Source organism: Symmachiella macrocystis, from assembly GCF_007860075.1.
GTDB lineage: Bacteria > Planctomycetota > Planctomycetia > Planctomycetales > Planctomycetaceae > Symmachiella > Symmachiella macrocystis.
In genome coordinates this window covers 762,664-775,686 of the sequence record NZ_SJPP01000003.1, presented here as the reverse complement: position 1 = coordinate 775,686, position 13,023 = coordinate 762,664, and the positions used below count along the sequence as shown (strand labels likewise).

Below are 13,023 nucleotides of genomic sequence, written 5' to 3'. Positions count from 1 at the left end.
CCTCATCCTAGCGATCTGACAAACCAAAGCGGAAGTCCCGACGACGGTTCTACGACCGAAATCGGCTAGCCGGGGGCGCCTGGCGCGTTTTTTTGCAAAAAAGGGGCACAAAAGGCGGCTGTTACGGCTTTTCCGCCGTGTCGCAGGCACAAACCATCGCCCCACAACCGGGACAACCACGGCCATATTTCTCCAAGACCGCACGCTGCAGGTCGATGCCGGCCACATTGGCGATTGTCGCCAGCCAAGCCAGCACATCGGCGAATTCCGCCGCCGTTTCCGCGGGAGTTCCCTCACGCAGCGCCGCCGCCAACTCCCCCACCTCCTCCATCAGCCACATAAAGGTCCCGTCAACCCCCCGCGCTTCATCCTTCGAGGAATACATCCGTTGTATGAGTTCCTGCAATTCCGCCAACGTCAATGTCTCAGTCGATTCATTCACAATTCGGTTCCGTAATCTTCAATTGTCGGGTGCGCCGTGACGCCCCTCTCTAGGTGGGACAAAATCTCATCAAAAAAAAGAAAACCTCACGCCAAGCCACGAAGGTCGCAAAAGCTCGCAGTCCCAGCGGGAAGTGGCTTAGGTGGTCTTAATATCAGTCCGCCCAGGGCAACAACGCTGCTCGCTGTACGTTGCCGCTATCCTGGTCGGCAAAGGCTTGGTCGATATCTTTGAGAGGATAATGGTGCGACAGAATCTGTTCAAACGGATAGACGTCGGCCTTGGTGCTCAATAGGTCAAGCGCTGCTTTCAAGCAGTCCGGATCATACCACATGATGCCCAACAGCGACTTGCCGCCATGCACCAATACCGACGGATCGATCTCGACCCGCTTGCCTTGATTGATATTGCCGACCTCTAAATACGTGCCCCCTTGAGCCAGCATGTCCAATCCTTCGGGAACAACCGCCGGCAGGCCCGAAACCTCCAACACCGCATCCGCCCCCCACCCATCGGTCAATTCCCGCACACGCCGTACACGGTCATCGGGGTGCGGATAGTCGGCGAGCAACATGGTCTCGTCCGCACCAAACGCGTGGGCGAGTTCTAACCGAGATTCGATGCCATCGATGATAAGAATCTGCGCGACGCCCATTTCACGAGCAACGGCGACGGCGTTGATTCCCAATCCCCCCGCCCCTTGAATCACAACATGATCGCCCAAACCCACGTGTCCCCGCCGAAAGGCTTCAATGACTTGCGCCAGCGCGCAGTTCGCCGGACCGGCCAAATCGTCCGACACATTCGCCGGGACTTTGAAAACCGCTTGGCCGGGATTCAGGTAATAGTATTGCCCATAGGCGGCATTGAAGTGCGGGTATTCATCCGGCGGGTAGCGATTCCGCAGCGCCTCAGAGCAACGCGGCGTACTGCGCCGCAAACAACTGCGACAGCGGCCGCAGGGGCAGAAATATTGATAGACGATACGATCTCCGACCGCGAGCGGCTGCCCCGCCGAGTCATGCGTGACTCCCTCGCCCAATTCAGCGACTTCCCCGGCCATTTCATGCCCAATGGAAAGGCAAAACGGTTCCGTATGCCCGCGAGAGACATCGTATTCCCCCCGCCAAATATGCAGGTCGCTACCACAAACATTCGCCATCCGCACCTTAACAAGCACCGCCCCAGCCGCCGGTGCAGGGACCGGGAATTCCCGCAACGCAAACGGCTTGCGCACCCCGGTAAACGCAGCGACTTGTCCGGTAGCGGTCATCGTTTTGGCTCCTGGGGAATGCATGGCATAAGGATCTGGAGTCGTTTATTTAACGTAGTTATGGCCACGTTGGCAATCACGACGATACTGAAAACGTATCGACGCAAATATTCGAAGTTGCTACCGTTGTCACGAACTCATAAGGGAGCCGTGGCATTGAAATACATCTATTGGACGATCGCCGGGTTGATTTTGATCGCGAGTTATCCGTTGGCGGTCGGTCCGTACGCCTGGTTAGTACAGAATGGACAACTTAGTTGGGAGAGCTTCCAGAAAATCGATCCCGTTTTCTATCCTGTCGGGAAGTACTCTAGGGAACACGAAACGGTTAACGCACTGTATCGCTCCTATCTCAAGCTTTGGCTGAGAGATGACGACGAGTGTGAAGTTTTCCTGTTCAAACAAATTTTTATGCGAAATATCCGCCCAAGCGAACAACTGGAGAATAAACCTACTATGGAATGCGGTTTGAGCATCGATTGACCCGGTCAGACTTTCCTTGGTTGGTGATGCGATCCTTTCAAAAATTGAGGACATCGAAGCCGATGCGGCTCGCTAGCCCGTAGGGTGCGTCGCGACGCACCTTTCTAGGTAGGACGAGAGGGACTCCCTAACAAATCGACATCGCAAAGGTCATATGGTCGGGAACGATACCGGAAAAGGTAAGCGCTCGTCACTTACCTGGGGCGCCGCCAGCGCAGCCATTCAATTTGCTTACCGCTGAATCCGCAATAACCTTTTGCGTGAGTCCTTATCATAATGGGAATCGTTTGTACTACATCGAAAGGTGCGTCGCGACGCACCCTACAATAACACGTACAAAGCCACCACCAGCACCATCGCCACCGCATACACCGCTGCCCAGGTCCAGCCGGTGGCGAGGTAACGGGCGAAGCGGGAATCTTCGATCGCGGCGCGGGTGTGCATCTCGGTTTCCTCGGCCGGCAAAAACCGGCCCGCTGCCAATAACACGCCCGCGACAAATCCACTGAGCAAGCCCAGAAAAATGGGTACGTTCCACGGCTTTGGCAGGTCGCGATCAAAAATGGCCGCTACGATCATGCCCACCAAGCAAACCATCCCCAAGCCAAACCCCGCACGCCGCTTTGGCGTCCAATCGCCGGGGGCAAACCGCATGCGATTCAGCCAGACCTCATGCTCCGCTGCCCGGTTTTCATCCGAAGCCCTTTTGGATGTGCACAGGCTGCCTAGAATCAATACGACCGCGCTCAACGGCATGCCGACCAGCGCGCGGGTCGGCGCCTTGGTGTGGTCCCAGGCGAAGATGGGCCAATGACTCAGCTGCAGCGCATCGCCAATCGCTGCCCAACCACCAAACGCTCCGACCGCCGCATAGCCGATGCCGATCACCAGACAGGCCCAGGCTCCGACCGTTGTGCCGCGACGGAAAAAGAGCGCACCGGCGATGACCACAAAAATGGCCGGTTGGAAAATACTGCCAATCATCCAGGCGGAGTCTAGAAGATTCATTTCCGAGCGGTGGCACAGCACGGCATAGATCAATCCCATGCCGCCGGCCAACATCGTCACGACGCGGCCGACTAGCAAATAGTGTTTCGTCGAACGATCCGGATTAGCGGGGCGATACAGGTCACGTTCGAACAAGGTCGCCAGACTGTTGAGGTAACTCGAAGCAGTCGAGTTGGAAGCTGCCACGAGCGCCGCTAAAAAAATTCCTCCCAGCCCGATTGGCATCAGTTTCTGCACCAGCATCGGCAAAACCGAGTCGGCCGAACCGGTCGGCGGTTGCAGTTCCGGATTCACCCCCGCCACCATCACCGGCACGATATAACACAGCGTCAATGGCCCGGTGAGAAGCGCCGCCCACAGCAGTCCCTTGCTCGCTTCTTCGACGTTCCGCCCGGCAAAACTCCGCTGCAGCATATATTGCGACGTGAACCAATACGGCAAACCGAGCACGAGCAGCATCAACATCGTCAGGTAATCATCCGGCTGTCCGGCAGGTCGCCACATCAGCCATTTTTCAGGGGCGATCTTCGCCGGATCAAACAGCACCTCGATCCCGCCCCCCGCCTTAAGCCCCAAGGGCAATAAGATCACCGCTCCCAGGATGATCAAAAATGCCTGCAACAAATCAGTGTAGACAACCGCCAACAACCCACTGAATAGGCAATACATGATCACCACGACAGCGACACCAATGAGCACCATTTCGAAATGTTCGCCACCGCCGAATGCACCCGTCAGTACCGTGGCGCAGGTCAGCATCGTCACGCCGCTGAACAAGGCATAAAACAACATCCACATGCACGAGATGGCCATCGCAATTCCAGAGCCATAACGCCGCTGGAGCAATTCCGAGAGCGTGGTGATTCCCAACCGACGAAATCGCGGCAAGAACGTGACCGCACTGATCGCCGCCAGCATATTGCCGGTCCAAGCCATCAACAGCAGCGCTGCTCCTCCGGAATAAGCCCGCCCCGCCGGCCCGACGAGATAAACAGCGGCCACATTAGTCGCCATCACCGACCCACAAATCGCCCAACGATTCAGCGACCGCCCAGCAATGAAATAATCGTCCTCGCTGCGCACATACCGCGTCAGCCACATACCGACCCCAAGCATCGCGAAGAGGTAGGCGACGACAATGGCGAGATTGACGGCAGCGGCTGCAGGCATGCGGTATTCCTGACGGGCATTGAGTCGAACTGACGATTACCCGAACAGCGTACGTCAATCGGCGTTGGATAGAAAGCAAGACCTGCCTGAAACAGCGGGCCTGGAAGACTCGGCGACTCGTGCCAGCCGGATTTAGTACGGAACCCACAGAGAGTCCATCGATCCCCGTCAAACCATGAAGCCATAATAATAAACCGCTAGGCCCGTAACCGAAGTCATCGTGATATCGATCGTCGAGAACCACGCCAGCGGCTTGTGCAGGCCGCTGTGCTCCGAGGGGACCGGCGGGGAGGGGAAACGCTTCCAGGCCAGGATCAGCGTGGTGGCCCATAAGGGAACGGTGGTGATGGCAAAAAACAGATGCACGTACATCACCTTCCAAAAGATTTCGTGCTGCGCTGTTGTGAGGGGAGTGGCGCGTTTCTTGAGGATCTCCTCGATGCCTCCTTGCAGCCGCATATCGATTTCAAAGGCGGCGACTGCTGCGAGTAGCGTCACACCCAACAGTATCTGCATATTGCGATGCAGCAGATAGTTGCGTTTGATTTTGACCAGATAAATGCTGAATAGCAGTAGCGGCACGATCAAGACCAGCGCGCAAACGACAAAATCCAACATCAAGGAAGTCGGGTAACCGAGAAATCCATCCGCCATGGGCCACCATTGCCATTAGTAAGGTGAAAAATCCGTTTCGCGCTACAAGACGATAGCACAAGCCCCCTGGATGGCCAAGACTGCGCGATCTGGTCATTTGAGGGACGTGCGGAGTTGGAGCGCCTGTTCGACCTCCATCCAAATGCCGGGGGAAATATCGTGCGGCGCCCCTTTGGCGACTTCGGTCAATGCCTCCTCCAGGGGAATTTTTCGCACGCGCGCCATTGCCGCAGCCGCAATCATGGGAGACCGGCTCATTCCCGCACTGCATCGAATGAGCAGGCGGGTGCGATCGGTGAGGCATGTCGCTGCCAAGTCGATGGCCATATTGATGAGCTTCGGCGAATTGCCTTCACCATCAATCAGCGGCAAGCGGCAATAAATGATGTCGCGCGGATAAACAATCACCGGTTCCTCAATCGCCAAATCGATGACCGCAGTCACCCCCTCGCTCAATACGCTACTGATATCATTTGCGGCGCGGGTGTTGGCGATCCACAGCCAGCCTGGAATGACCTCTCTCATGACACTCTCCTTAACACATTCTTTACAGTTGCTCAGATTGCCCGCTGGGTCCGCTTGCATTACCGCCGAGTGACTGCGACAGTAGTGCGACTTTGTCTTGCCGCGCGGGCGATTCACTGATTTCCTTCCCCGTTCAATGACTGTTGAAGTTGCCACATGGATGATACGAAATTGAACCGTTGGCAGTACATCACAATGGCCACACTGTTCACGGGGTATGCAGGATATTATATCTGCCGGTCAAATTTTTCGGTGGCGACCCCGTTAATTTTGACTGAATTCAAGGACGCGGGCATCGACAAGGCGGCAATTGGCGGTGTGGCCTCTACCGGTGTTCTGTTCTATGCCTTGGGAAAAATTACCAACGGCCTGTTGGCCGACTTTGTTGGCGGACGTTTGTTGTTCATCGGTGGGATGGTCGCTTCGGTGTTATGCACCGTCGCCTTTGGACTGTCGACCGGGTTGGCTGCCTTCACTGTGATTTGGGCGATCAATCGTTATGTGCAGTCCGGTGGCTGGGTCTCATTGGTGAAAGTCTCCTCGCGGTGGTTTCCAGTGCGGCGGTACGCCACGATCATGGGTGTGCTCTCCATGAGTTATTTGTTAGGGGACGCCTTTGCGCGGGGCTATTTGGGCCTATTTCTAGAAGCGGGCTTTGGTTGGCGAGGGCTGTTTATTATTGCAGCGGTGACGGTCGGGGTGATCGCGGTTATCTCGTTATTCACGCTCAAGGGCAGCCCGCAAGAAGTCGGATTGCAAGAACCCAATGCCAACGCAGCCAACGTCTACGGGGACACCGGCAATGTCCCGGTGCCTCCCAGCTTTGTAAAATTGATCGGGCCTCTGCTGACCAGTCCGGTCTTTTGGATCTGCGCAACACTCAATTTTGGGCTGACGTTGATTCGCGAGACGTTCAATTTCTGGTCGCCGACCTTTCTCACCGAAGTCACTGGTGCAACAAATAGCCAAGCAGCGATCGGCAGTATGGTGTTTCCACTTGTGGGGGCCGTGGCAGCGTTCAGTGCAGGGACGCTGTCGGATCGTATGGGTGGACGCCATGGGCGTGTGATCTTCCCCTCCATCGTTTTATTGGCGGTGGCGCTGTGCGTGTTGGCGTTTACGAATATGCAGAACAAGTACTACGTGGCACTAGTGCTATTGTCATTGGTTTCGTTTTTCTTGATCGCACCCTATTCGTTCTTGTCAGGGGTCATCGCCATGGACCTCGGGGGTAAGCAAGGAAGTTCGACGACGGCTGGGCTGCTCGATAGCGCCGGTTATCTAGGCGCGATCGTTTCGGGCTGGGGTATCGGGAAAATTGCCGATGAATACGGCTGGTCAGCCGCCTTCGGCTTTTTGGCCGGAGTTTGTGGCATTACCGCCATCGTCGCCGCTGTCTATTGGATTCACCAAGAACGGACACACGGCATTCGAGGAGTATTGGCCTCGGTTGTTGAAGTCGACGAGAAAGCGGACCCGCCGGCAGCGTCAGAGTAGTAGTCGGCTCTACGATCCGATTCCCTCGTTCGGCCGCGCGGAGCATCAAACTCGTCGCCGTGGTCCGGTTGTGCCAATTGTAGGAATCATCTGGCCTGCTGCGTCGGATTGCAAAACGCCGGTAAAATCTCACGTTTGTCCGCCAAGTACGGATGGCCCGTTCTAGCGGGGCGGCGGTGGTTGGGAACGCTGGTTTTCGTCTCAAGAGCGGAGTTTTGCGATAACCGACAGCCTTTTTGCACCGATGTTAATTACGAAGGATCGTATTGCCAGCGTGCCGAAGTGTACGCGCTGTTGGGATAGCGTGCACTCCGGGACATCGAATTTGGGCCGTCCGACTCGATGAATTTCCACTTTTTCACACTTTTCCGACAATGACAGTAAATCTCTTCCTGGGTGTTGCGTTGTTACTACTGACGCGATGACCAGCAGAGCGGTGAGCGTAAATCTCAGTGGGTTTGCGACTCGACAGCGGGACCAGAAGCTTGTAACAATCGGGAATTATGATAAACTGGGAAGTTTCTGCGGTTTTTTTCTTGGGCAAGACGGGTTGCCCGTTATAGAATAGGTAATCTCCTTTCGGGTGAGTCGTTCATCGTGGGTGAATCGATTCGATGTTCCCGAGAGTGGGATTCGGCGTTTGGAATGTGAGTGGAGTTTTCCACTGGCAGTATCAGCGTCGCCCGTCATTTGATGAAATCAATTTACAGGAATCACGCCTCGCGGCAGTTCCAGGTATCAGTGTCAGAGTTCTCGGAGTCGCAAAATGATCTCCACGTTGAGAAGTAGCGTTCGGTTCGCGCCGGCATTCGCATTGGTCTGCGTTTGCAGTTATTCCCTTTCGCAAGCAACAGCAGCAGACAATCTGCGGGCCGACCACCAGGCCAGTATGACGGCCTACACGGCTCCGGATGGCGAATCGTATTTCGCTCTCGGATTGCAGGTCGATGCTCAGCAGACGCCGGCTCAGCCGCGCGACCACGTCATTCTGTTTGATACCTCGGCGAGTCAAAACGGCGCCTATCGCGATCGCGGATTGGCGGTTCTGTCCGCCATGCTGCAAGCGATGTCGGCTGACGATCGCGTCTGCCTGTTTGCGGTGGATGTGAAAGCCAAACGCTACACCAAAGAATTCATTCCTGCTACGGGAGCGAAGATGGACAGCGCTGTGAATCGCTTGTCCATGCGGACTCCGCTGGGGGCCACCGACATGAGATTGGCCGTGCGGACCGCGATGGAAGCCGTCAGCGGCGACCGTCCCGCCTCGATCACTTATATCGGTGACGGACTCAGTATTGCCGACTTGATCGGCACCGAAGTCATGCGAAGCATGCTTGGTGACATGCGTGAACAACGTATCGCCATGCATAGCTTCGCGATCGGACCGCAGACCGACCTGCGTTTGTTGGGTGTCATCGCCCAGCACACAGGCGGTGTCGTGGTGATTGAAGATGCCACAAAAGTCGATTCGAATCTCTACCCACAACAGGTCGGCGAATCACTGGTCGCCGCCGCGAATGCTCCGGTTTACTATCCCACGAACTACAGCATGACTCCAGTCGGTGCTCGCGTCTATCCGTCCGTTTTACCGCCGTTGCGTAGCGATCGCGAAACGATTTTGATCGGCAAAGGAGACATCGCTCAAACACCGGAAATCATGGTCACGATCGGCGATCAACAAATGCGTTGGACCGTCGGCAACATCGAGCAGCAACCGGGCAATACGTTTCTGGCAGCGTTGTGGTCGCAGGCAAATCGTGATGATGGCCTGTCGGTCCCGTTGGCAGGCACCAACTTGCTCAATGTCAGCCGCGAAGCTCATGAAAACCACATCGCCAATTTGGTCGACCTCGGTGAGCATGCTGTCGCGACCGGACAAATGAAACAAGCAGATCTCTTCGCTGGTGAAATCAAACGTTTAGACCCCGCGAATGTGAAAGCGCAAATCATCTTTTCCACAGTAACGAATGCTCAAAAAGGGCATCGCGTGTTGAAGGTGGCACAACAAAACGACGCGGCTCCAGCAATTCCAGTCGATGACGGGAAGAAACAAGGTGAAGTCGACCTGCTGGCCCAACAAGAGAAATTGCGTGAGGTCCGCACAGAGCGGCTCAAAAGCCAGGTCAATGCTGACTTGGAACATGCCAACGATGCCCGAAGGACTGATCCAGGTGCGGCGATTTCGTTGCTCAAAGGCACATTGCGATCGGTCAGCGGTGCCACCGATGTGGACATCAATGCACGCGAATCATTGCGGGCTCGGTTACGGACAGCTATTCAACAGCTTTCCACGTTGAAAGACCAGCGGGAATTGGCGCAGCGTCAAGACTTACAGCGTCAATCGCAAATCGAAGCACAACGGCGGCTGCTGGATCAGCTTGCTGAAGACGAAGACACGATGAAGCAGTTGATCGACCAAGTTAGCGTGTTGATCTACGAAGGGTATCGCGGCGACCGCGACGCTTTTGAAAAGGCCGAAGCTGTCGCACGGGCTGCCTGGGAATTGCAACCATACACCGGCGTGACCGCGCAAGCTGTGTTCGTTGCCGAAGCTGCCGGACAACTCGACAAGGCACTGCGATTGCAGTACTTGCGATACGACCGCTTCTTAGAGACGCTGTATCAGGTGGAGCTGTCGCACGTTCCGTTCCCGGATGAACCGCCGATCGTTTATCCGCCGGCGGAAGTTTGGGAAGCTTTGACCATTAACCGTAAAAAATGGGCTTCGGTCGACTTGAAGAAATTCAGCCCGATCGAAGATCGTATCTACGAAGCCTTGGATGAGAATACTGAAGTCGACTTCCAAGACCAACCGTTGACGGATGTGGTCCTGTACTTGAAGGACTTGCACAATATTCAGATCGTGGTCGATGACGTAGCCCTCAACGATGAAGGTATTTCTCCCGATTCGCCCATCAACCTGACTCTCGCCGGGATCTCACTTCGCAACGCGTTGAAGTTGATGCTGGAACCGTTGCAGTTGACCTATGTCGTCCAAGACGAAGTCATGAAGATCACCACAAAACGGGTCGCTGAGGAAATCCTCCAGATCCGCGTCTATCCTGTTGGCGACTTGGTGATTCCGATTCAAACCCCGCAAGGCGGTGGTGGCGGCTTCGGCGGTGGCGGTGGTGGATTCGGCGGCGGTGGCGGTGGATTCGGCGGCGGTGGCGGCGGCTTCGGCGGCGGTGGAGGCGGATTCGGTGGTGGACAATTCAACGTCCCCGCGGAAGACGTACCTGCCGAATTTGACAACAAAGCTGTTGATGCCCAGAAAAAAAAACCGTAAAGGGCCGTCAGAAAGGCAAAGACGCCGTTAAGGGCTCCAAAGCCTCTACGGAGAGTTTCGCCAAACAACCTAGCTTGTCAAAAAAGAAGCGGAGTCGGGATCCCAATCCCGGCTCCGCTTCGGCATTAACCGACCCAACTTCGGCTCCACATCCCGCAGATTTTAAGCCAATTCCCTTTCCCGCGATTCCCGTGCAGGGCAATGCGATTGAGGTTTGGGACAAGTTTTTTGCCACGCATACACCGCAACCCATCGAGTTTCACGCACCCTTCAAAGCGATTTTCGAGTTGAAGGACCATGCCGGCGCAGTCGCTTTTTTAGAGGCCGCCATTCGGCACGGACAGGGCCGCACGTGGATGTATGAAGTGCTTCCCTTGGAGATGCAATTGGCGGAACGTTCGACCGACGACATCGAACGCGCCATGCTATCACGGTCCGATTTTCGCACCGTCGACCAATCCAGCATGATGCTTTCGGCCGCGTATCTTGTGCGGTTTCAACAACTGCCCCGCGCGTTGCACCTCTACCGGCAAGCCTCGTCACTGAATCCCGCTCGCCCTGAACCGTACGCGCTCGGGTTGCGATTGGCCAAAAAACTTAATGATGCGGACGCCGTGCAATGGGCCGCGTTGGGTATTTTGTCGCACGTTTGGACCACCGATCACCAGCCGCTGCATCGCCAAGCAGAAAACGCGCTGCTCGATTTGGAACAACAGCTCAATCGAGCGGGTAAAACCGCCGAGGCGAAAGCCGTTGCTGAAAAAATGGCCGCTGCTAAAACGCACGATCTGGAGATCATTCTCCGTTGGCAGGGGGAAGCGGACTTGGATCTCATTATCGAGGAACCCAATGGCACGCTCTGTTCGTTGCAACACCCCCAGTCTCCGGCAGGCGGTGTCCTCCTGCACGACGGCATGGGACCGCGCCAAAAGGAGACCTACGAACAGATTATTTATCCACAGGCGCTCACCGGAACCTATCGCATCAAAATCCAACATGTTTGGGGCCGGGTGGTTGCCAAACGCGCTTTGCTCACAGTGACGCAATATAAGGGGACCGACGCGGAAACAACCAAGACACAGGTGATTGCTCTGACCGATGAGGAGACGGTGGTGCGCGTGCAACTCAAGCAGGGACGTCGTACACAACCGGTCACCGTGTCTGCGGTGCCTCACATGGCGCATCCACCGGTTCCGGTCCGCAATCGCAGCCGCATAGTGCAATCGTCGGCGCAAAGTCGGCAAGCCCGCGACGACTTTCTAAGGACGCGCCGCTTAACACAACCCGGCGCCCCGCGCCGCGCGGGCGTCGGCTATCAGCCGGTGATTTCGGTCATTCCCGAAGGCTCCTCGCTGTCAGCCTCCGCCGTCATTTCCGCAGACCGCCGCTATGTCCGCATGCGACTGACGCCCACATTTTCGCAAGTCACTGACGTGTTCACGTTTAGTTTCCTCAACAGCGGCGGCGGGAATTGAGGAAACAGTATCGCAAGGCCGACAAAAAAACGGTCCGGCTACTTCTTACGAACGAGACCGGGTTGTACACCTACATCTAAGGCCACCGTTTCGCCGCGGGCAAGCAATTCCCAGGCAATCGCCGCCATCGCCGCATTGTCGGTACACAAATCCATGGGCGGAATAATCAATTCCGCGCCGCATTGTGAGGCGACGTCAGTCAGTTTTTCCCGCAGTCGGCCGTTGGCTGCGACGCCGCCTCCTACGCAGAGCGTACGATAGCCGAGCCGCTGCAAGGCTTGTCCACATTTTGCCGCCAGCACATCGACGACCGCCTCTTGAAAGCTTGCAGCGACATCAGCGATTTGTTGCCGGGATAGCGAGGAGGGATCAACGGTTTTTGCCTGTTGCCCCGCAACGCGATACAACACAGCTGTCTTCAACCCGCTGAAACTGAATTCCAGTCGATCTTGTTTGATGAACGAACGCGGAAAATCGTGCGCCGCCGGATTGCCGTCGCGTGCGGCACGCTCGATCGAGGGGCCACCGGGATAGTCCAGCCCCAGCATCGCCGCCACCTTGTCAAAGGCTTCGCCGGCGGCGTCGTCGATGGTGGAGCCTAACAATTCCATTTCCAACGCCGCTTGGCAGTCATACAAATTCGTATGCCCCCCGCTGACGACCAGTCCAACCGCGGGAAACACATCACGGCCGGCGGCCAGACGGCAGGCAAAAATGTGCGCCTGGAGATGATCGACGGCCACCAACGGAATATCCAAGACCGCAGCCAATGTTTTTGCCGCAGTCAATCCAATCAGCAGCGAGCCGACCAGGCCGGGGTGTGTCACCGCAGCGATCGCTGAGAGGTCCTTTAGCGTGGCGTTGGCTTGCCGCAAGGACTCGTCGATCACTGGCAGAATGTTTTCGACATGCGCCCGCGAAGCGATTTCCGGAACTACCCCGCCGAAGCGTTGGTGCAGATCCGTTTGGGAGGCAACGACATTGGCCAGAATGTTCAAGTCGCTATCGATGACCGAAGCAGCCGTCTCGTCGCACGAAGACTCGATGGCCAAAATCAATCGCCGCCCAGCGGCACGAGATTCCTCGGATGGCAAATTATCGGTCACTGCACTTAAGTACCCGCGCTAAAAAAACGACCGGGAGAACCTGATGGGGCCTCCGCGGTCGAGTGTTGCTGGAGAAACATGCTGGGAAAGTCGCTGGCGAA

Annotated in this window: 10 protein-coding genes; 4 read left to right on the top strand and 6 right to left on the bottom strand. The window is 56.2% G+C overall.

Annotated elements, in window-relative coordinates:
- Positions 1 to 121 precede the first annotated feature (121 nt).
- Positions 122 to 442 (bottom strand): MazG nucleotide pyrophosphohydrolase domain-containing protein, encoded by a 321-nt coding sequence (locus CA54_RS26470; RefSeq protein WP_231963204.1) that lies wholly within the window; start codon positions 440 to 442, stop codon positions 122 to 124.
- A gap of 154 nt (positions 443 to 596) precedes the next feature.
- Complete coding sequence (locus CA54_RS26465) at positions 597 to 1,715, bottom strand: zinc-binding dehydrogenase (RefSeq protein WP_197532856.1); 1,119 nt, start codon at positions 1,713 to 1,715, stop codon at positions 597 to 599.
- A gap of 156 nt (positions 1,716 to 1,871) precedes the next feature.
- Between CA54_RS26465 and CA54_RS26460 the strand changes: the two genes are divergently transcribed.
- The gene (locus tag CA54_RS26460) at positions 1,872 to 2,198 is read left to right on the top strand and encodes a hypothetical protein (protein WP_146373991.1); all 327 of its coding nucleotides are present in this window, start codon (positions 1,872 to 1,874) and stop codon (positions 2,196 to 2,198) included.
- 321 nt (positions 2,199 to 2,519) lie between these two features.
- Here the strand turns inward: CA54_RS26460 and CA54_RS26455 are convergent, their stop codons facing one another.
- From CA54_RS26455 to CA54_RS26445, 3 genes are all read right to left on the bottom strand, one after another.
- The gene (locus tag CA54_RS26455; RefSeq protein WP_146373990.1) at positions 2,520 to 4,376 is read right to left on the bottom strand and encodes a sodium:solute symporter family protein; all 1,857 of its coding nucleotides are present in this window, start codon (positions 4,374 to 4,376) and stop codon (positions 2,520 to 2,522) included.
- Positions 4,377 to 4,544: 168 nt separating this feature from the next.
- Entirely contained in the window at positions 4,545 to 5,030 is a 486-nt protein-coding gene (locus CA54_RS26450; protein WP_146373989.1) for a DUF420 domain-containing protein, read from the bottom strand.
- A 93-nt stretch (positions 5,031 to 5,123) separates the two neighbouring features.
- Positions 5,124 to 5,555 (bottom strand): dual specificity protein phosphatase family protein, encoded by a 432-nt coding sequence (locus tag CA54_RS26445; protein ID WP_197532855.1) that lies wholly within the window; start codon positions 5,553 to 5,555, stop codon positions 5,124 to 5,126.
- 156 nt (positions 5,556 to 5,711) lie between these two features.
- Here CA54_RS26445 and CA54_RS26440 point away from each other — a divergent pair, with 156 nt between their 5' ends.
- The 3 genes from CA54_RS26440 to CA54_RS26430 all read left to right on the top strand — a co-directional run bounded on the left by CA54_RS26440 (position 5,712) and on the right by CA54_RS26430 (position 11,816).
- The gene (locus CA54_RS26440) at positions 5,712 to 7,052 is read left to right on the top strand and encodes an MFS transporter (RefSeq protein WP_146373987.1); all 1,341 of its coding nucleotides are present in this window, start codon (positions 5,712 to 5,714) and stop codon (positions 7,050 to 7,052) included.
- A 766-nt stretch (positions 7,053 to 7,818) separates the two neighbouring features.
- The gene (locus CA54_RS26435) at positions 7,819 to 10,341 is read left to right on the top strand and encodes a hypothetical protein (RefSeq protein WP_146373986.1); all 2,523 of its coding nucleotides are present in this window, start codon (positions 7,819 to 7,821) and stop codon (positions 10,339 to 10,341) included.
- 74 nt (positions 10,342 to 10,415) lie between these two features.
- Positions 10,416 to 11,816 (top strand): tetratricopeptide repeat protein, encoded by a 1,401-nt coding sequence (locus CA54_RS26430; RefSeq protein ID WP_146373985.1) that lies wholly within the window; start codon positions 10,416 to 10,418, stop codon positions 11,814 to 11,816.
- 38 nt (positions 11,817 to 11,854) lie between these two features.
- Here CA54_RS26430 and tsaD read toward each other — a convergent pair whose 3' ends face one another.
- A complete protein-coding gene (gene tsaD / locus CA54_RS26425; protein WP_231963203.1) occupies positions 11,855 to 12,922 on the bottom strand; it encodes a tRNA (adenosine(37)-N6)-threonylcarbamoyltransferase complex transferase subunit TsaD in 1,068 nt (355 codons plus the stop codon).
- Positions 12,923 to 13,023 lie beyond the last annotated feature (101 nt).

Coding starts and splice junctions, on each gene's coding strand:
- CA54_RS26465 (WP_197532856.1), bottom strand. CDS start 1,715: ATGACCGCTACCGGACAAGTCGCTGCGTTTACCGGGGTGCGCAAGCCG.
- CA54_RS26455 (WP_146373990.1), bottom strand. CDS start 4,376: ATGCCTGCAGCCGCTGCCGTCAATCTCGCCATTGTCGTCGCCTACCTC.
- CA54_RS26450 (WP_146373989.1), bottom strand. CDS start 5,030: ATGGCGGATGGATTTCTCGGTTACCCGACTTCCTTGATGTTGGATTTT.
- CA54_RS26445 (WP_197532855.1), bottom strand. CDS start 5,555: ATGAGAGAGGTCATTCCAGGCTGGCTGTGGATCGCCAACACCCGCGCC.
- CA54_RS26440 (WP_146373987.1), top strand. CDS start 5,712: ATGGATGATACGAAATTGAACCGTTGGCAGTACATCACAATGGCCACA.
- CA54_RS26435 (WP_146373986.1), top strand. CDS start 7,819: ATGATCTCCACGTTGAGAAGTAGCGTTCGGTTCGCGCCGGCATTCGCA.